At 60.9% G+C, this 21,773-nt stretch carries 19 protein-coding genes; 17 read left to right on the forward strand and 2 right to left on the reverse strand.

Annotation, left to right across the window (positions count from 1 at the left end; all coding sequences use genetic code 11):
• Positions 1-18: 18 nt before the first annotated feature.
• The 10 genes from frr to lpxB all read left to right on the forward strand — a co-directional run bounded on the left by frr (position 19) and on the right by lpxB (position 10,376).
• A complete protein-coding gene (frr, locus tag ABK249_RS23170) occupies positions 19-579 on the forward strand; it encodes a ribosome recycling factor (RefSeq protein WP_037154961.1) in 561 nt (186 codons plus the stop codon).
• Positions 580-615: 36 nt separating this feature from the next.
• Positions 616-1,359 (forward strand): isoprenyl transferase, encoded by a 744-nt coding sequence (locus ABK249_RS23175; RefSeq protein WP_037154963.1) that lies wholly within the window; start codon positions 616-618, stop codon positions 1,357-1,359.
• Entirely contained in the window at positions 1,359-2,192 is an 834-nt protein-coding gene (locus ABK249_RS23180; protein WP_348864189.1) for a phosphatidate cytidylyltransferase, read from the forward strand. The genes ABK249_RS23175 and ABK249_RS23180 overlap by 1 nt, the downstream gene beginning before the upstream one ends.
• Before the next feature lie 39 nt (positions 2,193-2,231).
• The gene (gene rseP / locus ABK249_RS23185; protein ID WP_227702734.1) at positions 2,232-3,353 is read left to right on the forward strand and encodes an RIP metalloprotease RseP; all 1,122 of its coding nucleotides are present in this window, start codon (positions 2,232-2,234) and stop codon (positions 3,351-3,353) included.
• A gap of 199 nt (positions 3,354-3,552) precedes the next feature.
• Positions 3,553-5,916, forward strand: coding sequence for an outer membrane protein assembly factor BamA (gene bamA, locus ABK249_RS23190; RefSeq protein WP_348864190.1), 2,364 nt, complete (start codon positions 3,553-3,555; stop codon positions 5,914-5,916).
• Positions 5,917-5,967: 51 nt separating this feature from the next.
• Positions 5,968-7,035, forward strand: coding sequence for a UDP-3-O-(3-hydroxymyristoyl)glucosamine N-acyltransferase (gene lpxD / locus ABK249_RS23195; RefSeq protein ID WP_348864191.1), 1,068 nt, complete (start codon positions 5,968-5,970; stop codon positions 7,033-7,035).
• Complete coding sequence (gene fabZ, locus ABK249_RS23200) at positions 7,028-7,492, forward strand: 3-hydroxyacyl-ACP dehydratase FabZ (RefSeq protein ID WP_037154974.1); 465 nt, start codon at positions 7,028-7,030, stop codon at positions 7,490-7,492. The genes lpxD and fabZ overlap by 8 nt, the downstream gene beginning before the upstream one ends.
• A complete protein-coding gene (gene lpxA / locus ABK249_RS23205; RefSeq protein WP_348864192.1) occupies positions 7,489-8,304 on the forward strand; it encodes an acyl-ACP--UDP-N-acetylglucosamine O-acyltransferase in 816 nt (271 codons plus the stop codon). The genes fabZ and lpxA overlap by 4 nt, the downstream gene beginning before the upstream one ends.
• A gap of 6 nt (positions 8,305-8,310) precedes the next feature.
• Positions 8,311-9,201 (forward strand): LpxI family protein, encoded by an 891-nt coding sequence (locus ABK249_RS23210; protein WP_348864194.1) that lies wholly within the window; start codon positions 8,311-8,313, stop codon positions 9,199-9,201.
• The gene (lpxB, locus tag ABK249_RS23215) at positions 9,198-10,376 is read left to right on the forward strand and encodes a lipid-A-disaccharide synthase (protein ID WP_037154980.1); all 1,179 of its coding nucleotides are present in this window, start codon (positions 9,198-9,200) and stop codon (positions 10,374-10,376) included. Before ABK249_RS23210 ends, lpxB begins: the two co-directional genes overlap by 4 nt.
• Before the next feature lie 30 nt (positions 10,377-10,406).
• Here lpxB and gltA read toward each other — a convergent pair whose 3' ends face one another.
• Positions 10,407-11,696: a citrate synthase gene (gltA, locus tag ABK249_RS23220; protein ID WP_037154982.1), complete on the reverse strand. Its 1,290-nt coding sequence runs from the start codon at positions 11,694-11,696 to the stop codon at positions 10,407-10,409.
• A gap of 289 nt (positions 11,697-11,985) precedes the next feature.
• Here gltA and ABK249_RS23225 point away from each other — a divergent pair, with 289 nt between their 5' ends.
• Positions 11,986-14,481 carry a ComEC/Rec2 family competence protein gene (locus tag ABK249_RS23225; RefSeq protein ID WP_348864195.1) on the forward strand — a complete coding sequence of 832 codons (2,496 nt, stop codon included), beginning with the start codon at positions 11,986-11,988 and terminating at the stop codon, positions 14,479-14,481.
• Here the strand turns inward: ABK249_RS23225 and lexA are convergent.
• Positions 14,462-15,184 (reverse strand): transcriptional repressor LexA, encoded by a 723-nt coding sequence (gene lexA, locus ABK249_RS23230; RefSeq protein ID WP_227702741.1) that lies wholly within the window; start codon positions 15,182-15,184, stop codon positions 14,462-14,464. The two genes, ABK249_RS23225 and lexA, sit on opposite strands and share 20 nt — an antisense overlap.
• 199 nt (positions 15,185-15,383) lie before the next feature.
• Between lexA and ABK249_RS23235 the strand changes: the two genes are divergently transcribed.
• The 6 genes from ABK249_RS23235 to ABK249_RS23260 all read left to right on the forward strand — a co-directional run bounded on the left by ABK249_RS23235 (position 15,384) and on the right by ABK249_RS23260 (position 21,768).
• Positions 15,384-16,256: a VOC family protein gene (locus tag ABK249_RS23235; protein ID WP_348864196.1), complete on the forward strand. Its 873-nt coding sequence runs from the start codon at positions 15,384-15,386 to the stop codon at positions 16,254-16,256.
• Between the two features lie 4 nt (positions 16,257-16,260).
• Positions 16,261-17,109 carry a 3-deoxy-8-phosphooctulonate synthase gene (gene kdsA / locus ABK249_RS23240; RefSeq protein ID WP_348864197.1) on the forward strand — a complete coding sequence of 283 codons (849 nt, stop codon included), beginning with the start codon at positions 16,261-16,263 and terminating at the stop codon, positions 17,107-17,109.
• Positions 17,110-17,228: 119 nt separating this feature from the next.
• Positions 17,229-18,503: a phosphopyruvate hydratase gene (eno, locus tag ABK249_RS23245; RefSeq protein ID WP_348864198.1), complete on the forward strand. Its 1,275-nt coding sequence runs from the start codon at positions 17,229-17,231 to the stop codon at positions 18,501-18,503.
• Positions 18,504-18,757: 254 nt separating this feature from the next.
• Positions 18,758-19,075, forward strand: coding sequence for an FtsB family cell division protein (locus ABK249_RS23250; RefSeq protein ID WP_348864199.1), 318 nt, complete (start codon positions 18,758-18,760; stop codon positions 19,073-19,075).
• 194 nt (positions 19,076-19,269) lie between these two features.
• Positions 19,270-20,355, forward strand: a complete 1,086-nt coding sequence (gene pdhA, locus ABK249_RS23255) for a pyruvate dehydrogenase (acetyl-transferring) E1 component subunit alpha (protein WP_037155014.1) — start codon at positions 19,270-19,272, stop codon at positions 20,353-20,355.
• Between the two features lie 18 nt (positions 20,356-20,373).
• Positions 20,374-21,768, forward strand: coding sequence for a pyruvate dehydrogenase complex E1 component subunit beta (locus tag ABK249_RS23260; protein ID WP_037155027.1), 1,395 nt, complete (start codon positions 20,374-20,376; stop codon positions 21,766-21,768).
• The last annotated feature ends 5 nt before the right edge of the window (positions 21,769-21,773 follow it).

The following is a 21,773-nucleotide window of genomic DNA, read 5'->3' on the forward strand; positions in this document are numbered from 1 at the left end:
AATAAGGGAGTAGATGTGATGAGTGGAGCAATCGATCTCAACGATATCAAGCGTCGCATGGACGGCGCAATTACCGCTTTCAAGGGCGATATCGCATCGCTCAGGACCGGCCGGGCTTCGGCCAATATTCTCGATCCGGTGACGGTCGAGGCCTATGGTTCGCGTATGCCGCTGAACCAGGTCGCCAACATCACCGTGCCGGAATCGCGCATGCTCTCCGTCTCCGTCTGGGACAAGTCGATGGTGGGCGCGGTGGATCGCGCGATCCGCGAATCGCATCTTGGCCTCAATCCGATTGTTGATGGCCAGAATCTGCGCATCCCGCTTCCCGAACTCAATGAAGAGCGCCGCAAGTCGCTGGTCAAGGTTGCTCACGATTATGCGGAAAAGGCCAAGGTTGCGATCCGTCATGTGCGCCGCGATGGCATGGACGGCCTGAAAAAAGCCGAAAAGGACGGCGTAATCGGCCAGGACGACAGCCGCGCGCAATCGGAAAAAGTGCAGAAGATGACGGATGATACGATTTCCGAAGTCGACCGCTTGCTTGCGGACAAAGAAAAGGAAATCATGCAGGTCTAAGGCTTGACCTTGGCCGCCAAAGGAACCGCATAGAATATGGCGAATCCCGAACTTGCGATCATCCCTCAACATGTTGCCATCATCATGGATGGCAACGGCCGCTGGGCCAACAAGCGCGGGCTTCCCCGCACCGTCGGGCACAGCAAAGGAGTGGAAGCAGTCCGGGAAACGGTGCGCGCCGCAGGCGAGGCAGGCGTCAAATACCTGACATTGTTTGCCTTCTCCTCGGAGAACTGGAGCCGCCCTGAATCCGAAGTGAATGATCTTCTAGGCCTTCTGCGCCGCTTTATCCGCCGCGATCTCGCCGAACTTCATCGCGAGAATGTTCGCATCCGGGTGATCGGCGAGCGCGACGAACTCCAGGGCGACATTCTGCCGTTGCTGGTGGAGGCCGAAGAGACGACGCGGTTCAATACGGCTCTCACGCTCGTCATCGCCTTCAATTATGGCGCGAGAAACGAGATCGCCCGTGCGGTCGCCAAGCTTGCCCGCGACGTGGAGGCTGGCCTTTTGACGGCGGCCGATATCGATGCCGACCGGATCAGCGAGAGCCTGGACACTGCCGGCATTCCCGATCCCGATCTCATCATTCGCACGAGCGGTGAGGAGAGGCTCTCGAACTTCCTTTTGTGGCAGGCCGCCTATTCCGAACTCGTCTTCCTGCCGGAATACTGGCCTGATTTCGACCGCAAGCTCTTCTATGATGCCCTCAGGATTTTCGCGTCGCGCGACCGGCGTTTCGGCGGCTTGTCGAACCAGACCGCCGCAGTGGTCGGTTGATGAGCCCGGAACTCAAACGCCGCATCGTTTCCGGCCTGATTCTTGCGGTGGTCGTGCTTGCGGCCACCTGGTATGGCGGTTTTTCCTTCCGCGCGTTGGCGGCGGTGATCGCCATCCTGATCTATTACGAATGGTCGACGATAACCAAACTTGGCGAACGCGATTTTTCGGCAAATGCCTTCGGCTGGGTCGCGATCCTTCTGGTCGCCTACAATATCGTCTTCGGTGAGAGGGATCTGGCGATCCCGCTTCTCGGCGGCGCTGCGATCACGGCCATTCTCCTCGTGCTGTGGCGCAAGGGAAGCTGGTGGTTGCCGGGCGGCATCGTTTATGCGGGCCTGAGCGGGATATCGCTCGCCGCAATTCGGGCCGACGATCAGGCCGGGTTCGTTGCGACGCTCTTTATTTTTGCAGTCGTTTGGGCAACCGACATCTTCGCCTATTTTGTCGGTCGGGCCTTGCAGGGACCGAAGCTGGCGCCAAGGATCTCACCGGGAAAGACGTGGTCGGGTGCGATCGGTGGTACCGTTTCCGCTGCCATCGCGAGCTCGGCGGTGGCGCTGGTCGTCTTTTCGCGGCTGTCCCTCTGGACCGTGGCGATCTCGATCCTGCTGTCCGTCACCAGCCAGATCGGCGATCTTTTTGAATCCTTCATCAAGCGCCGGTTCGGCGTGAAGGATTCGAGCCATCTCATTCCGGGACATGGCGGTGTCATGGACCGTGTCGACGGCCTCGTTTTCGCCTGTTTCGCAGCGTTTCTGTTGACACTTGTTTACTCGGCCTCGACGGGCCATCTTGGTATATCGGTTGCGGCCTTCCTTTTCGGTTTTTGAAGGCGCTGCGACCGATAGAATGTTGAAACGGAAACTTTGATGGCCATCCTCAGCTTCATCACCGGCTACATCATCCCCTTCATACTCGTCCTGTCGCTGCTCGTTTTCGTGCATGAGATGGGCCATTATCTCGTCGGCCGCTGGTGCGGCATCCGCTCCACCGCCTTTTCGGTCGGTTTCGGCCCGGAACTTTTGGGGTTCACTGATCGTCGTGGCACGCGGTGGAAGATCTCCGCGATCCCTCTCGGGGGGTATGTGAAGTTCTTCGGCGATGAGGATGCGGCGAGCCTGCCGGATGCGAGCGGGCTTCAGGGGATGACCGAGGAAGAGAAGGCTCAGACGCTGGCCGGGGCGAAATTGTGGAAGAGGGCGGCGACTGTCGCGGCTGGCCCGATCGCCAACTTTATTCTCGCGATTGCGATCTTCGCAGTCCTGTTCAGCGTTTACGGCAAGGTCGTTGCCGATCCGGTGGTTGCCGAAGTGCAGCCGGACAGCGCCGCTCTGGCGGCCGGCGTTGAGCCCGGTGACCGGCTGGTGGCGCTTGACGGCTCGCGCATCCGCACCTTCGACGACGTGCGGCGTTATGTCAGTGTCAGGCCCGAGACCCCGATCGTCGTGACGGTCGAGCGCAACGGTCAGGATATTGACCTGCCGATGATCCCCAAGCGGACGGAAATCACCGACCAGTTCGGCAACAAGGTCGAGCTCGGCCTGATCGGCATCGTCACCAACGAGGAGCGCGGCAATTTCCGGGTCGAGAGCTTCACGCCGCTGCAGGCGGTGGCAGAAGGTGTCACGGAGACCGGGCATATCATCACGGGCACTTTCCGCTATATCGGCAACCTGGTGACCGGCCGCATGAAGGCCGATCAGCTCGGAGGGCCGGTGCGCGTCGCCCAGGCATCCGGACAGATGGCGACGCTCGGCTTTGCCGCCGTGATCCAGCTTGCCGCCGTTCTTTCCGTATCGATCGGGCTTCTCAATCTGATGCCTGTCCCGGTTCTGGACGGTGGACATCTCGTTTTTTATGCCATAGAGGCAGTGCGTGGCAGACCGCTGGGAGCCGGTGCTCAGGAGATGGCTTTTCGCATCGGACTTGCCATGGTGCTGAGCCTGATGGTTTTCGCGACCTTCAACGACATCAGCAACCTGATCGGCTGATGTCCTTCAAATGATGAAGGAAACTGTTTATTCACCATGTTTCCAACTGTTGCGTGGCGATTGGGTCACGCATGAGAAGGAAGTAAACAGAAATTAACGCGATCGCTTGCTTGTAGGGCAAAAGAAGGTAAAACGACACACGTGGCCGGAGTCGGGCTCCCACCCGGTGAGGGACAACGGGAAAAGGTAAGAATTGAAAATGAAGGCTGGTTCAAAGTTCTTGAACGCAGTGTCGGCGGTTGCGCTGTCTGCTAGTGTTGTTGCATCGGGCGCAGGTGTACTGGTACTTGCTTCCGCACCTTCTGCCGAAGCGGCGGTGATCCGGAGCGTCCAGGTTCGGGGCGCACAGCGGGCGGGCGAGGAAGCCGTTCGTTCCAATCTGACGATCCGTCCCGGTGTCTCCTTTTCCAACAATGACATCGACGAATCCGTACGCCGGCTCTATTCGACCGGCTACTTCTCCGATGTCCGCATCAGCGTTTCCGGCAGCACGCTGGTTGTTACGGTGAGCGAGAATCAGCTCATCAACCAGGTCGTGTTCAACGGCAACCGCAAGATCAAGGACGACAAGCTGCAGACGGTGGTGCAGACGCAGCCGCTCGGTCCCTACAGCGAGACGATGATCAATGCCGATATCGAGCGCATCCGCGAAGCCTACCGGGCGATCGGTCGTGACGATGTGGAGGTCACCACGCAGACCGCACCGGTCGGCGAGGGCCGTGTCAATCTTGCCTTCGTGGTCAACGAAGGAGACCGTACGAAGATTGCCGACATCAATTTCGTCGGCAACCAGGCTTACGGTGACGGCCGCCTGAAATCCGTGATCATCACGAAGGAATCCGGCCCGCTCTCTTTCCTGACCCGCAAGGATATCTATAGCGAGGACAAGCTGCGCGCCGACGAGGATGCGCTGCGCCAGTTCTATTACAATCACGGCTATCCGGATTTCCGGGTGATTTCCTCGAGTGCCGAACTCGACGAGTCGACCAACAAATACAACATCACCTTCACCGTCGAGGAAGGTCAGCGTTACCAGTACGGTAACATCGGGGTCGAATCCACCGTCGAAGGCGTCAGCGGCGAGGATCTCCAGGGGCTCGTCGAGACTCGCCAGGGCGGCACTTACGACGCGCGCGAGATCCAGAAGACCATGGAAGGGATTTCCCGGCGCGTTGCCGCGGCCGGTTATCCGTTCGCTCGCGTCACTCCGCGCGGCGACCGTAATATGGAAAACCACACGATCGGCGTCAGCTATCTCGTTGATCAGGGCGAGCGTGCTTATGTCGAGCGCATCGAGGTTCGCGGCAACACCCGCACTCGTGACTACGTGATCCGCCGCGAGTTCGATTTCAGCGAAGGCGACGCCTTCAACCAGGAAATGATTTCGCGTGCCAAGCGTCGCCTGGAAGCGCTGGGTTATTTCACGAAGGTCAACATCTCGACGACGCAGGGCAGCGCATCCGACCGGGTGGTCGTCGTGGTCGATGTGGAAGATCAGCCGACCGGCTCGTTCGGTATCGGTGCCGGCTATTCCGCCGGTGGCGACGGCTTTATCCTGGAGGCCTCTGTCGAAGAGAAGAACTTCCTGGGGCGCGGACAGTTCATTCGTGTCGCGGTCGGCGGCGGTCTCGACGATGCCCGCACCTACAACATTTCGTTCACCGAGCCCTATTTCCTAGGTTACCGTCTGGCCGCGGGCTTCGACCTCTTCAAGAGCTCCACGTCGTCGAACGATTATTACGACTACGAGGAACAGGGCGTCACCTTGCGCGTCACGGCGCCGATCACCGAGGATCTGGCGACGACGTTCCGCTACACCTACAAGGAAATCAAATACGACAACGACGGCGCTTTCGGGGCCGATGGGCTGCCATTCACGGCCGACGACAACGTTTCGTATCCTTATGCCGCGATGATCGATGAAGGAACGTTCGTTCAGTCGTCGATCTCGCAGACGCTGACTTACAACACGCTCGACAGCCAGACGCTGCCGCGCGAGGGTATCTATGCGACGATCACGCATGAATATGCGGGTCTTGGTGGCGATTCCGACTTCTACAAGATTTCCGGCCGCGCCCGTTATTTCCAGACACTGTCGACGGAAGCGGACCTGATCGGCTCGATCGCGGTCGGTGCCGGTCACGTTGTCTCGACGGGTGATGATCTGCACGTCTTCGATCAGTTTACCATCGGCGGCCGCCAGATTCGTGGCTTCGAGAACGACGGTATCGGTCCGCGCACGGTCGATCATGGCAATCCGCTGGGCGGCACGACTTACTTCACGGCCTCGGCTGAAATGTCCATGCCGATGCCGGCTTTCCCGGAGGATTTCGGTCTGCGCGCCGCGGTCTTCGCGGATGCCGGTACGCTTTACGGCAATGACGTCAACCTGGGTACCAGCACCGCGCAGGGTACGGACATGTCCTGGCGTGCGTCCGTCGGCGTCGGCGTCATGTGGGCATCGCCGTTCGGCAATATCCGCTTCGACTACGCCAAGCCGGTCGTCAAGGAAGACTTCGACGAAACCCAGGAATTCCGGTTCAGCATGGCGAACCAGTTCTGATCGTTTCCGCCCGCGCCAGTGGGCGGAAATCTGTTCTGGAGTTCCGGTTTTATGGACCCCAATGAGTTCTTTCCGCCCCATGATGGCATGAGCCTGCGCGAGCTGGCCGTCCGTCTTGGGGCCGAGCTGCTTGACGAGAGTGCCGGCGGCCGGATGATCTATTCGGTGTCTCCGGTTGCGCGGGCGGGCGAAGGGCAGATCTGTTATATCCTGTCCCGCAAGAGCCGGCATGAACTCGAGACCTGCCGGGCGTCCGCGATTCTCTGCGAGTCGGCCATCAGCGCAATCGTTCCCGACCATATTCCTGTTTTGTTGACCAAGACGCCGCATACGGCCTTTGCGCAGGCCGGAGCGATCTTGCATCCGCAGGCAATGAGGCCGGCGCCGGTCATGTCATCGCCGCCGGGCATTTCGCCTGCGGCTTTCGTCGATCCCACGGCAAAGCTGGAGCCGGGGGTTGAAGTCGAGCCTATGGCCGTGATTGGTGCCCGGGCAGAGATCGGCAGCGGAACGCGGATCGGCGCGGGCAGCGTTGTCGGCGCTGACGTCAGGATCGGCCGGGATTGCACGATTGCCGCAGGCGCGAGCGTCTTCGTGGCCCTGATCGGCAATAACGTCATCATTCACAACGGGGCCCGCATCGGGCAGGACGGGTTTGGTTATGCACCGGGCCCGAGGGGCATGCTGAAGATCGTGCAGATCGGCCGCGTGATCATCCAGGACAATGTGGAGATAGGCGCCAACACGACCGTCGATCGTGGGGCGATGGACGATACGGTGATCGGCGAAGGAACCAAGATCGACAACCAGGTTCAGATCGCGCATAACGTCCGCATCGGTCGCCATTGCGGCATCGCCGCGGGCGCGGGCATCGCGGGCTCCACGAAGATCGGCAACGGTGTATTGATCGGCGGCGCGTCTGGCATTAATGGCCATATCACCATCGGCGATGGAGCCCAGATTGCTGCGATGAGCGGTGTGGTCGCCAATGTTCCGCCGGGTGTGGTCTATGGCGGCATTCCCGCCCGGCCGATGAAGGATTTCTTGCGGGACATGGCCGAGATCATGGCGCGGTCGGATGAGCGGGCAAAGCGCAAAGGAGAAAAGAAGAATGACTGATGAGACCAAGCCGGAGCTCGGCGCGGCCGACATTCAGGAAATCATGAAGCTGCTGCCGCACCGCTATCCTTTCCTGCTGGTCGACAAGATCATTGAGATCGATGGCGACAATTCCGCTATCGGCATCAAGAACGTAACCGCTAGCGAGCCGCATTTCACCGGCCATTTCCCTGATCGGCCGATCATGCCGGGCGTGCTGCTGATCGAGGGCATGGCTCAGACTGCCGGCGCCATATGTGCGCGGAAGGAAGGCGAGGGCGGCTACCTCGTCTATTTCATGACCATCGACAACGCCCGTTTCCGCAAGCCGGTCGTGCCGGGTGATCGGGTCGAATACCATGTCATCAAGCAGAAGCAGCGCGGCAATATCTGGAAATTCCATTGTGACGCCAAGGTCGATGGCGCGCTTGTTGCGGAAGCCGATATCGGCGCGATGATGCGTAAGGGCGGCGAATGAGCAAGATCGCTGCCAGCGCGCGCATCCATCCGCTTGCGGTGGTCGAAGACGGCGCCGTCATCGGCGAGAATGTCATCGTCGGCCCGTTCTCGCATGTCGGTCCGCGCGTCGTGCTGAAGGATGGCGTTGAGCTGATTTCCCATGCGGTCGTCACCGGCAATACGGAGATCGGCCGCAATTGCCGCATTTTTCCGATGGCGGTGATTGGCGGGATCTCGCAAAGTCTTCATGAGGCCGGCGAGAGTTCCTCGCTGACGGTCGGCGATAACTGCACCATTCGCGAAGGCGTCACCATGAACTGCGGCACCGTCGGCGGCGGCGGCAAGACCGTTGTCGGCAACAATTGCCTGTTTCTCGCAAATTCCCATGTCGCCCATGATTGCCAGCTCGGCAACGATATCATCATGTCCAACAATGTCATGTTGGCGGGGCATGTGTATGTGGCGGATCGCGCCATTCTCGGCGGCGGCTGCGCCGTGCACCAGTTCACCCGCATCGGCCGCCAGGCCTTTATCGGCGGGCTTTCGGCAGTGAATTACGACGTCATTCCCTATGGCATGCTGAACGGCAATCCGGGCGTGCTCGGCGGGTTGAACGTGGTCGGCATGACGCGCGCCGGCATTGAGCGTTCGACCATCCACGCGGTGCGACGCGCCTTCAAGCAGATCTTCGAAGGCGAGGGCAATATCCGCACCAATGCGGCGGCGATCCGTGATGAATATGCCGATTGCAAGGAAGTGATCGAGATTCTTGATTTCATCGCGGCCGACAGCGACCGCGCTCTCTCTTCTCCCTTCCGCGGCAAGGGCTGATCTGCCGTGCCGGGCCTTGCGCCGAAGGGCCGGCTGGCGATCATCGCCGGAAACGGATTCCTGCCGGTCCACCTGGCGGAGGCCGCACGTGCGACCGGTGAAAATCCCTTTATCATTCCGCTGCGCAATGAGTCCAACCAACGGTTTGACGGCTTCGAGACTGCCACGGCCAGCATTGCCGACATCGTCGGCTTCGACCGGATTTTCCGCGAGAAAGGCATCGATCGCGTCGTGCTTTCCGGCGGGGTTACCCGGCGGCCGGACTGGCGCGACATTCGCCCCAATTGGAAGGCGCTGCGCAAGCTGTCGCAACTGGTCCGCACACTGGTCTCCGGCGGCGACGACGCGCTGCTGCAGGCGGCGATCGGCATTATCGAGGCGCAGGGTTGCCGGGTGATCGGCGCGCATGAGATCGCTCCCGGGTTGCTGGCGAGGACCGGGCCTCTTGGCGCCCACAAGCCTTCCGAAGAGGACTGTCGCGATATCGAAATGGCTTCGGAGGCGGCCCGGCGCTTAGGAGAACTCGATATCGGCCAGGGCGCGGTGAGCGTCGGCGGCCGCGTGGTTGCGCTCGAAGGTGTGGAGGGCACGGATCGCATGCTGGAGCGGGTCGCCACCTTGCGCGCCGAGGGACGTATTTCAGCACGTCGAAAAGGAGTGCTGGTCAAACTCTGCAAACCGCAGCAGGATATGCGCGCAGATCTTCCCGCAATTGGCCCTTCGACCGTCGAGAATGCGGTGAAGGCCGGGCTCGCAGGCATCGCTGTGGAGGCCGGACGTGCGTTGGTACTGGAGGAGGAGACGATGATCGCTGCCGCGGATGCCGCAGGCATTTTCGTCTTCGGCATCGACCTTGGCCTTTCGAATTCCGGCCTGCTGAATGGAGGATTGTCATGAGCAGGGCCTTGAAGGTCGGTGTTGTCGCTGGCGAAGTCTCCGGCGATCTTTTGGGTGGCGATCTGATTGCTGCGCTGAAGGCGGCTCATGGCGGACCGGTCGACCTGATCGGCGTCGGTGGTGATGCGCTGGCGGCGCAGGGCCTGGCCTCGCTTTTCGACTTTTCCGAACTGTCGATCATGGGCCTCACCCAGGTGCTGGCCCGCCTGCCGAACCTGATTAGAAGGATCAACCAGACGGCCGCGTCGATCGTCGCCGCCAGGCCGGATGTGTTGGTCATCATCGACAGCCCGGATTTCACCCATCGAGTCGCGAAGAAGGTGCGGGCGGCTCTGCCCGATCTGCCGATCATCGACTATGTCTGCCCGAGCGTCTGGGCGTGGAAGGAATATCGCGCCACGGCGATGCTCGCCTATGTCGACCACGTGTTGGCCGTTCTGCCCTTCGAACCGGAGGCGATGAAGCGGCTCGGCGGTCCCGAGACGACATTCGTCGGCCATCGGCTGACCGACGATCCGTCGCTGCTCAAGGTGCGCGGCATTCGCGCCGAGCGTCCCGCGAAGGTAAAGCATGAGGAGAAAACCATCCTGCTTCTGCCGGGCTCGCGGTCGGCCGAGATCAAGGCGCTGCTGCCGGTGTTCGGCGAAGCGGCACGGGAATTCGTCGCGCGCAACGGCAAGGCACGCTTCCTGCTGCCGACCGTACCGCGCCAGGAGAAACTGGTGCGCGAACTAGCGGCAGCCCTTCCGGTCAAGCCCGAGATCACCGTCGACGCGGAGAGCAAATGGGCAGCCTTCGCGGAAGCCGATGCGGCGATTGCCGCCTCCGGCACCGTCATCCTCGAACTCGCCCTCTCGAACGTGCCCGTCGTCTCGGCCTACAAGGCGGACTGGCTGATCATGCTGATGTCGAAGCGGATCAAGATCTGGTCCGGCGCGCTGCCGAATCTGATCGCGGATTATCCTGTGGTGCCGGAATATATCAACGAAGTGGTGCGGCCAGGCAGCCTTTGCCGCTGGGCGGAGCGGCTGTCCAGCAATACCACGCAGCGGTATGCCATGATGGAAGGGTTTGATCTCACCTGGCAGCGCCTGCAGGTGCCTGTGCCGCCGGGCGAAGCAGCGGCCGGCGTCGTTCTCGAAATTCTGGACAAGAAAAAACCCGGCCATCTTTGACCGGGTTTTTCATTTCGAATTTGGCTTCGATCAGCGCTTGGAGATCGGCAGGTAGTCCCGCATCGGCTCGCCGGTGTAGAGTTGGCGGGGGCGACCGATGCGCTGCTGCGGATCTTCGATCATCTCGGCCCACTGGGCGATCCAGCCGACGGTACGGGCAAGCGCGAAGAGCACGGTGAACATCGTGGTGGGGAAGCCCATCGCCTTCAGCGTGATGCCCGAATAGAAGTCGATGTTCGGGTAGAGCTTCTTCTCGATGAAATATTCATCGGTAAGCGCGATGCGCTCCAGCTCCATGGCGACCTGCAGCAGTGGATCGTCCTTGTGGCCGAGCTCGCCGAGAACTTCGTGCGTCGTCTTCTGCATGATCTTGGCGCGCGGATCGTAGTTCTTGTAGACGCGGTGGCCGAAACCCATCAGACGGAACGGATCGTTCTTGTCCTTGGCGCGGGCGATATATTCCGGGATGCGGTCGACCGTGCCGATTTCCGTCAGCATGTTGAGTGCCGCTTCGTTGGCGCCGCCATGGGCCGGGCCCCAAAGGCAGGCGATGCCGGCCGCGATGCAGGCGAACGGGTTGGCGCCGGAGGAACCTGCGAGGCGGACCGTCGAGGTCGATGCGTTCTGTTCATGGTCCGCATGCAGGATGAAGATGCGGTCCATGGCGCGCGACAGCACCGGATTGACGACATATTCTTCGCACGGAACGGCAAAGCACATGCGCAGGAAGTTCGACGCATAGTCCAGGTTGTTCTGCGGATAAACGAAGGGCTGGCCGATGTGGTACTTGTAGGCCATCGCGGCAAGGGTCGGCATCTTGGCGATCATGCGCAGCGAAGCGACCATGCGCTGATGCGGATCGGTGATGTCGGTCGAGTCGTGGTAGAAGGCGGAAAGTGCGCCGACGCAGCCACACATGACGGCCATCGGATGAGCGTCGCGGCGGAAGCCGGTGAAGAAGCGGCTCATCTGCTCGTGCACCATCGTGTGATGCGTGACGCGATAGTCGAAGTCCTTCTTCTGGGCGGCGGTCGGCAGTTCGCCGTAGAGAAGCAGGTAGCAGGTTTCCAGGAAGTCGCCGTGCTCGGCGAGCTGCTCGATCGGATAGCCGCGATGCAGCAGGATGCCTTCGTCGCCATCGATATAGGTGATCTTGGATTCGCAAGATGCTGTCGAAGTGAAGCCCGGATCGTAGGTGAAGGTACCGGTCTGCTTGTAGAGGGAGCCGATGTCGATTACGTCCGGACCGATGGAGCCCGACTTGATCGGCAGATCGACTTGTCTGTCGCCGACTACCACGTTTGCGCTTTTATCCGTCATGCTGATCCTCCAACCTTTTGGCGGCGTGGCGCCCAAAAAGCGCCACAAGAATTAAGCGTCCGATGCTTTGCTATATGATCCGAAAGCTGATGCCAAGCAGTCGTTGGTAGCATTTTGTGCAGCGCGAAAGAATATTAGGCAACCGCTTTTGCTTGGGCTTCCAACTTGTTGTTGCAACCCGGTTCAGGTCTCTGGGATTGCTGAGGTTTCCCGGGCAGTTGACGGGAGGGCGGGAAACGCGCAGGTTGCATCGTCGCATGATTTGGCGACGGGGCGGGCTTAGCGTTTCATGTCGGAAGACACTGCGTTTCCGAAGCTGATCAAGACGGGGCGGCCGGCAACCAGGCCGATGGATTTCGCGTTCGGCGAAGACGCATCCCGATCGGTGGACCAGGGGCATCTTTCGGAGCTTTCTCCAGCCTTCGAACGAAGGTCGGTGGTGCATCCGGGGAGGGCGCTTCCGCATCGTATATCCGTGGGTTTGAAGCGCCTGTGGCGCAATGCGCCGTCCATGATCTTGGAAGAGGAGGCGCATGGGCATGGCTTCCTCTTCGTTCCCGTTGTCGTCGGTGCAGGGGCCGCATGCTGGTTCTCCTTGCCGCAAGATCCGGCTTTTCTGCCGTTTTTTGTGGCTTTTCTCGCATGCACCATAATTGCTGCCATAACGCGTCACCAATTCGGCATGGCACGTATCATCCCGGTCGCCGCCGCACTCTTTCTCGGCGGCATGATGCTCGCGGAGCTGGAAACATGGAGGCAAAGTACAGTCGTTCTCGACTCGCCGGTGACGACCGAACTGACCGGCGTGGTCGAGCGGCGGGAAATCGATGCGAATGGACGCTGGCGCTATTTAGTCCGCGTCGGACGGACAGCCAATCCCGAGATCCGACGCCCTCCGGAGCGGGTGTCGCTGCTTGCCAGGGCGCGGCACGAATCTGCGGAAACCGGCGAGACGATCAGCGGCCGGGTACGCATATCGCCGCCTTCGGGGCCTGCGCTGCCGGGGCTTAACGATTTCGCCTTCTCTTCTTATTTCGATGGTATCGGCGCCGTCGGTTTTTTCTATGGAGTGCCGAATAAGGAGGCAGGCCCGGCGTTGCCGCGAGCCTGGATTGCAGAATTCGAAAGCGGGCTTTTTGATCTGCGCAGCGCCATTGCAAGCCATATTCGCGAAACGGTGCCGGGCGATGCGGGCGCCTTCGCAGCCGCGATCGTGACCGACGAACGCCGGGCTATTTCCAAGGAGACCACCGAGGCGCTCCGGCTTTCCGGACTTGCCCATATCGTCGCGATCTCCGGGCTGAACATGGCGCTTGCCGCCGGCATCTTCTTTGTCGGCGTCCGCACTGTCCTTTCGTTTTTTCCCGGGTTTGCCCAGGCCTATCCGGTGAAGAAGATCGCTGCCGCCGGCGCGCTCGTGATGGCGACCGCCTATTACCTGATTTCCGGCTTCGGTGTTTCGGCCGAGCGGGCGTATATCATGATGGCGGTCATGCTTGTCGCAGTCTTCTTCGACCGACCGTCGATCAGCTTGCGCAACGTGGCGCTTTCGGCCCTGATCATTATCGCCGTTTCGCCCTCGGAAATCCTGGGGCCCAGCTTCCAGATGTCCTTTGCGGCTACCGCAGCGCTGGTCGCCGGTTATGCGCTCTGGAAAAATCGATCGAAAAAGCACGATCCGGAACCGCTGCAAATTCGTCACCCTGTGGTGACGCCGGTACTGGCTTCCTGGAAATTCATTGCGGGCATTCTTGCCACGACCCTGATCGGCAGCACGTCGACGGCGATCTTTTCGGTCGAGCATTTCCATCGGATTGCGACCTACGGCGGCCTGGCGGCAAACCTCGCCGCCATGCCGATCATTTCTTTCGTGGTCATGCCGGCCGGACTGGTCGGCATGCTGCTCGTACCGTTCGGGCTCGATGCGCCTTTCCTGAAGCTCATGGGTCTCGGCCTGGAAGCGGTGATCTCCATAGCAAGACATGTCGCGGCCTGGGGCGGCGACGCCGGTATCGGTCGTCAGCATCCCTGGTTCCTGCCTGTCTCCACGGCCGGTTTTCTTCTGCTGACCCTTTTGAGAAGCAGGCTTCGGCTGGTCGGCATTCCGCTCGTTGCCGCCGCATTGCTGTTCTCCTGGCACGAACGATCGAAGCCCCTGCCGGATATTCTAGTTGCCGAGGACGGAACGATGATTGCCGTGATAGGCAGGGAAGGTATTGCCACCAACCGCACCCGTCCGCCCGATTTCATCTACGGCCAGTGGAAACGGGCACTTCTCCTGGGCGATCCCATAAAACCGGACGTGTCATCAGCAAGAGATAAACCGCCCGATGGGAAGCCTGAGGAGCGCCGCGAGCTGACGCAGGCCGAAATCGAGACGGCGCGGTCCCGCATCAGGCAGGTGCCTGCCGGTCATTTCGTATGCGAGCCGCGTGTCTTCTGCGGGGTGAAAACTTCCGGGGGCACCAACATAGCCTCCGTCGAAGACAGCCGTTATGCCGGTGCGGCCTGCGATGCCGCCCATATCATCATCGCGCCGCGCGCCCGTTTCGATCACTGCCGCTCCGGCGCATTGATGATCAACGGCAATGCTTTGCGAAAGACTGGTGCGCTCGAAATTTCCCTGCACGGCGCAGCCGACATCCGGCAATGGACTATTCGCCCCGCCATGGCCGGCCATGACCGCCCCTGGAGCAGGCATCGCCACTATGACTGGCGGAACAAGATGTTCGCCTCGGCGCTCCCGGAACCGCTTCGGCAATTGATCAATGGTAACGGCGGATGAGGCCGACCAGCTTGCCCTGGACCTTTACCCGGTCGGGCGGGAATATCCGGGTTTCGTAGGCCGGGTTCGCGGCTTCCAGCGCGATCGAGGCGCCACGGCGGCGGAAGCGCTTCAGCGTCGCTTCCTCCTCGTCCACCAGCGCTACGATGATGTCTCCCGGATTGGCGGTGTTGCTGTTGCGGATGATCACCGTGTCGCCGTCCAGGATGCCGGCCTCGATCATCGAATCACCCTTGACTTCCAGCGCGTAATGTTCGCCGGAACCAAGCATCTCGGCGGGCACTGCGATATCATGCGTGTTGTTCTGGATCGCCGAGATGGGCACGCCGGCGGCGATGCGGCCCATGACGGGAACCGTGGTGGCGTTGGAGAGATCGTCGTTGGCTGCGGGCTTGGCCGGAGCGGCAGCGACCGGCTGCGGCTTGCCGAGGCTGCCCTCGATAACACTCGGCGAGAAGCCGCGGCGTGGCTGCAGGCTCGACTGATAGGCTTCCGGCAGCTTGATGACTTCAAGGGCACGTGCCCGGTTCGGCAGGCGGCGGATGAAGCCGCGCTCCTCCAGTGCGGTGATCAGCCGGTGGATGCCGGACTTCGACGCGAGGTCGAGCGCGTCCTTCATTTCGTCGAAGGAGGGCGGCACGCCGGATTCCTTCATGCGTTCGTGAATGAACAGAAGCAATTCCTGCTGTTTGCGCGTGAGCATATTTGGCACCTTGAGAGTCGGAAACAAATCAAGAACATACACTATATGTTCCATATGTGTTCCGCAAGTCCCTAAATTTTCGTGAAGTATGATGATTTTTCTTCATGGATGTCTGCAACATATCTCTTTCGACACCACTTGCTCGAAGCCGATCCGCTGCCAATGTAGTGCTGCGATTCCGGATTCTGGGGGCTCTCGCGTGAATGCTAGACTAATCGATCATCTCGTTCTGCCGGTGGCGGACCTTGCCGTCGCGCGTTCGCGACTGGCAGAACTCGGATTTACAGTTGCGCCGGAGGCCTTTCATCCTTTCGGCACGGCCAATGCCTGCGTGTTTTTCTCGGATGGGGCCTATCTGGAGCCGCTGGCGATCGCCAACCGGCGTCAGGCGACAGCCGCGGCCAAGCGCGGCAATGTCTTCACCGCCCGGGATCTCGACTTCCGCAAGGCGCGTAACAGTCAGGGCTTTTCGGCCCTCGCGGTTGCCACGGGCGATGCGGCAGCCGATCACGCGCGTTTCAGGCTGCGCGGGATTTCCGCGGGCGATATCCTGGAATTCTCCCGCGGCGTGAAGATGCCGGACGGTTCCGAGACTGAGGCAAGCTTCCGGCTGGCCTTTGCGGGAGACGAGCATGCGCCGGATTTCTTCTTGTTCTCTGCACAGCGGATCAATCCGCTGCCGGCCGATCGAGGCGAACTGGAACGCCATTCCAATACGGTGACCGGCTTGAGCGAGATCGTTCTTTCGGCCGCATCGCCCGACGATTTTGCGCCCCTGCTCGAAGAGGTGCTGCTTGCGAAAGCCGGGATCGAAGCTGCGGCCGTGGAGCTTGTCGCTTCGAACACGCGCATCCGCGTCATGCAGGATCAAGATCTCGAATCGGAATTCGCCCTTGCGCCGTTGCCGAATGCCGAAGGTCTGCGCGGCCGGGCGATCATCTTCAAGACTGCCGATCTTGCCGTGACAGAGATCATCCTTGCTGCTAATGACGTCGCATTCGTCCGTCGGGAGGGCCGTGTGCTGGTCCAGGCGGCGCCCGGCCAGGGTGTGTTGTTCGGTTTCGAGGAATAGTCTCATGGAAGTCTCCGCCAATCCGCGCGTCTCCGTCGGCGAAGGGCACGGCAAGGTCGTCTTCGCACAGGATGCCCGCCTGTCGCTGATCGCCGGCCCGTGCCAGATGGAAAGCCGCGACCACGCCTTCATGATGGCGGGTGCGCTGAAGGAGCTTTGCGACAAGCTCGGCATCGGGCTCGTCTACAAATCATCCTTCGACAAGGCGAACCGCACGTCGATTTCCGGCAGGCGCGGCATCGGGCTCGAAAGCGCCATGGAAATCTTCGCCGATCTGAAGAAGGAATTCGGCTTCCCGGTTCTCACCGACATTCACACGGAAGAGCAGTGCGCCATCGTCGCACAGACGGTGGACGTGCTGCAGATCCCGGCCTTCCTTTGCCGCCAGACGGACTTGCTTGTCGCTGCGGCGAAAACCGGCCGCGTCATCAATGTCAAGAAGGGCCAGTTCCTGGCACCCTGGGACATGAAGAACGTGTTGGCCAAGTTCACCCAGAGCGGCAATCCGAATGTGCTGCTCTGCGAACGCGGCGTCTCTTTCGGTTACAACACATTGGTGTCCGACATGCGCTCGCTGCCGATTATGGCGGCGATGGGCGCTCCGGTCGTCTTCGACGCGACGCATTCGGTCCAGCAGCCGGGTGGACAGGGCGGCTCCACCGGCGGCCAGCGCGAATTCGTCGAGACGCTGGCGCGGGCGGCCGTTGCCGTCGGTGTCGCCGGCCTCTTCATCGAGACCCACGAGGACCCGGACAATGCTCCGTCTGACGGTCCGAACATGGTGCATCTCAAAGACATGCCTCGGCTGCTGGAAAAGCTGCTTGCCCTCGATGCGGTCGCAAAGGCTGCCTGAAGCGCCTGCCTGAAAAAGCGCGAAAAGCGGCTGCATTGTAATTTTCGTGTCACTGACTGTGGGACATGTTCAGTGACCCGAACCGTATAGATCCGACGTCCAAGCCCAGGGAGAGTCTTTTGACCGCCATCACCGATATCATCGCCCGTGAAATCCTCGACAGCCGCGGTAATCCGACGGTTGAAGTGGACGTTTATCTGGAAGACGGTTCTTTTGGCCGTGCAGCTGTTCCGTCCGGCGCGTCGACCGGCGCGCACGAGGCGGTCGAACTGCGTGACGGCGGCAAGCGTTACGGCGGCAAGGGCGTCGAAAAGGCTGTCGAGGCGGTCAACACCGAGATCTTCGATGCGATCGGTGGTTTCGATGCCGAAAGCCAGATCCACATCGACAAGACGATGATCGCGCTCGACGGCACGCCGAACAAGTCGCACCTCGGCGCCAATGCCATCCTCGGTGTGTCGCTCGCCGTCGCCAAGGCCGCCGCCGAATCCGCCGGCCTGCCGCTCTACCGCTACGTGGGCGGTCCGAACGCGCATGTCCTCCCCGTTCCGATGATGAACATCATCAACGGCGGCGCCCATGCCGACAACCCGATCGACTTCCAGGAATTCATGATCATGCCGGTCGGCGCCGATACGCTGCGTGACGCGGTGCGCATGGGTTCGGAAATCTTCCATGTCCTCAAGAAGGAACTCGCCGCCCAGGGGCATAACACCAATGTCGGCGACGAGGGCGGTTTCGCTCCGGGCCTGAAGAGCGCCCCGGAAGCCCTCGATTTCATCATGAAGTCGGTCGAGAAGGCCGGCTACAAGCCGGGCGACGACGTCTGCCTGGCGCTCGACTGCGCCTCGACGGAGTTCTTCAAGGACGGCAAATACGTGATGGAAGGCGAAGGCCGCACGCTGGAATCCGGCGCCATGGCCGATTACCTCGCCGAGCTCGTCGGCAAGTATCCGATCATTTCGATCGAGGACGGCATGGCGGAGGACGACTGGGACGGCTGGAAGGCGCTCACCGACAAGATCGGCGCCACGTGCCAGCTCGTCGGCGACGACCTCTTCGTCACCAATTCCGCGCGTCTGCGCGACGGCATCCGCATGGGTGTCGCAAACTCCATCCTCGTCAAGGTCAACCAGATCGGTTCGCTTTCGGAAACGCTCGATGCCGTCGAGACCGCCCACAAGGCGCGCTACACGGCTGTCATGTCGCACCGTTCGGGCGAGACGGAGGATTCCACCATCGCCGACCTCGCGGTCGCCACCAATTGCGGACAGATCAAGACCGGCTCGCTGTCGCGCTCCGACCGCCTTGCCAAGTACAACCAGCTCATCCGCATCGAGGAAATGCTGGGTCCGCAGGCGGCTTATGCCGGCCGCGGCATTTTGAAGGCCTAAACTCCACGCCCCTCCCTCACCCTCTCCCCGCACGCGGGGAGAGGGGATGTCCCTCCGCGCGGCGTTGTGAATGGGCAAAACGGCGCGACATATTTCTTCTCCCGTCAGAACTTACGGGGCTTCCACGTCCTGAATGTCGAGATCGGCGGACTCGATTCTAGTTAGCGATTGCTTAAGCAAGTTCTGCGAATTTGAAATTCTGTTCGGATCGATTTCTGCGATCCCCGTAGAGCGTGACAAGGCGTTGATTGGGCATGTGGACGAAGCATCACAGACAAAGAAAATTCGGTCGTTTTGTCCTCCCCGCCATTACCGTCGCCTTCCTTTCATACTTCGGCTATCATTCTGTGCATGGTGATCTGGGTCTGATCGCCACCGAGGAATTCGAGCGTCAGCGGCAGGCGCGTGCCGAGGAGCTCGCCAGGCTGACGGCCAGACGCGAGGCGCTTGAGCGGCAGGTGCAGCTCATGAGTGACGGCTCTCTGGAGAAAGATATGCTCGATGAGATCGCCCGCTATCAGCTCAATGTTTCGCGCAACGACGAAATCGTCATCTTCAATAACTACTTCTGAGTTAACCGGAATCTGGTTAACTTAACATTTCGCAAGTCTTTTCAGTGTGTTGTGCGGAATGTGAGCCATGCATTTATGGCATTGCTGGGGTCTCGTTTCTTGCCTATGGTACGGCCTCGAAACCGGAGCGGGTTTCCGACGGCCAGCGTCGGGCACTAAAGCCGCTCTCCATGCAGCACGAGAGGGAGGGATGAATGGCGCCGACCAAAACCGCGTCTGTATCCGGCCGCAAATCCGCGGCAAAGTCTGCTACGGCAAAATCTGTTACCAAGACGGCATCCAGGCCGGCAAAGAAGAATTTCGACGGCGGCACCTTTGCTGACTTCAGCAAGGAAGAGGAGCTCAAGGCCCTCCGCGACATGCTCCTGATCCGCCGCTTCGAGGAAAAGGCCGGCCAGCTTTATGGCATGGGCTTCATCGGCGGCTTCTGTCATCTCTATATCGGCCAGGAAGCAGTCGTCGTCGGCATGCAGATGGCGCTGAAGGAAGGCGACCAGGTCATCACCGGCTACCGTGACCACGGCCACATGCTGGCGACGGGCATGAGCGCGCGTGGCGTCATGGCGGAGCTCACCGGGCGCCGGGGCGGCTATTCCAAGGGGAAGGGCGGCTCCATGCACATGTTCTCCAAGGAAAAGAACTTTTACGGCGGTCACGGCATCGTCGGCGCCCAGGTCTCGCTCGGTACCGGTCTGGCCTTTGCCAACAAATACCGCGGCAACAATGCGGTCAGCACCGCCTATTTCGGTGACGGCGCGGCCAACCAGGGTCAGGTCTACGAGAGCTTCAACATGGCCGAGCTCTGGAAGCTGCCGGTCGTCTATGTGATCGAGAACAACCGCTATGCCATGGGCACCTCGACCGCCCGGGCCACGGCGCAGGCCAATTTCTCGCAGCGCGGCGCTTCCTTCAACATTCCCGGTTTCCAGGTGGACGGCATGGATGTACGCGCCGTGAAGGCTGCCGCCGACGAGGCGATGGAACATTGCCGGTCCGGCAAGGGCCCGATCATCCTCGAAATGCTGACCTACCGGTATCGCGGCCACTCCATGTCGGATCCGGCCAAGTACCGCTCGAAGGACGAGGTACAGAAGATGCGCTCCGAGCACGACCCGATCGAGCAGGTGCGCGCTCGCCTTCTCGAAAAGGGCTGGGCGACCGAGGACGAATTGAAGGCGATCGACAAGGACGTCCGCGACATCGTCGCCGACAGCGCCGATTTCGCCCAGGCCGATCCGGAGCCGGATGTGTCCGAGCTCTATACCGACATTCTGCTCTGATCGAGGGGAGGGAGTTTTATGCCTATCGATATCCTTATGCCCGCCCTTTCCCCGACCATGGAGGAAGGCACGCTCAGCAAATGGCTGAAAAAAGAAGGTGACAAGGTTACCTCCGGCGACGTGATCGCCGAAATCGAGACCGACAAGGCGACCATGGAAGTGGAAGCCGTCGATGAGGGCGTGATCGGCAAGCTGCTCGTTCCGGCCGGCACCGAAAACGTCAAGGTGAACACCAAGATCGCCGTTCTCCTCGCCGACGGCGAAAGCGCTGCCGACATCGGTTCTGAAGCGTCCGCCGAAACGCCGAAGGCTGCGGCTCCGCAGGTACCGCAGGAAGAAAAGCCGACTGAAACCGGCTCCGCATCCGCACCTGTTCCGGCCCAGCCGATCGCGCCGACGGCCTCCGACCCGGATATTCCGGCCGGCACCGAAATGGTGACCATGACCGTCCGCGAAGCGCTTCGTGACGCCATGGCGGAAGAAATGCGCCGCGACGAGGATGTCTTCGTCATGGGCGAGGAAGTCGCCGAATACCAGGGTGCCTACAAGATCACGCAAGGGTTGCTGCAGGAGTTCGGTCCCCGCCGCGTGGTCGATACCCCGATCACCGAGCACGGTTTCGCAGGCGTCGGCGTCGGTGCCGCCATGGCCGGTCTCAGGCCGATCGTGGAGTTCATGACCTTCAACTTCGCCATGCAGGCGATCGACCAGATCATCAATTCGGCTGCCAAGACGCTCTACATGTCCGGCGGCCAGATGGGCGCTCCGATCGTCTTCCGCGGTCCGAACGGTGCGGCCGCCCGCGTCGCCGCCCAGCACAGCCAGGATTATGCCGCCTGGTACAGCCATGTCCCGGGCCTCAAGGTCGTCATGCCTTACACGGCAGCCGACGCCAAGGGCCTCCTGAAGGCTGCCATCCGCGATCCGAACCCGGTCATCTTCCTGGAAAACGAGATCCTCTACGGCCATCATTTCGAAGTGCCGAAGCTTGATGATTTCGTGCTGCCGATCGGCAAGGCCCGCATCCACAAGACCGGCAAGGACGCGACCGTCGTCTCCTTCGGCATCGGCATGACCTATGCCGTGAAGGCGGTCGAGGAGCTTTCAAAGGAAGGGATCGAAGTCGAATTGATCGACCTTCGCACCATCCGCCCGATGGATCTGCCGACGGTCATCGAATCGGTCAAGAAGACCGGCCGCCTCGTCACCGTCGAGGAAGGGTATCCGCAGTCGTCGGTCGGCACGGAAATCGCAACCCGCGTCATGCAGCAGGCTTTCGACTATCTCGACGCGCCAATCCTGACGATCGCTGGCAAGGACGTCCCGATGCCTTACGCGGCGAACTTGGAAAAGCTGGCGCTGCCGAATGTCGGCGAAGTCGTCCAGGCGGTGAAGACCGTCTGCTACAAATAAGGGGA

The organism is Neorhizobium phenanthreniclasticum, from assembly GCF_040066075.1.
Taxonomy (GTDB): Bacteria; Pseudomonadota; Alphaproteobacteria; order Rhizobiales; family Rhizobiaceae; genus Neorhizobium; species Neorhizobium petrolearium.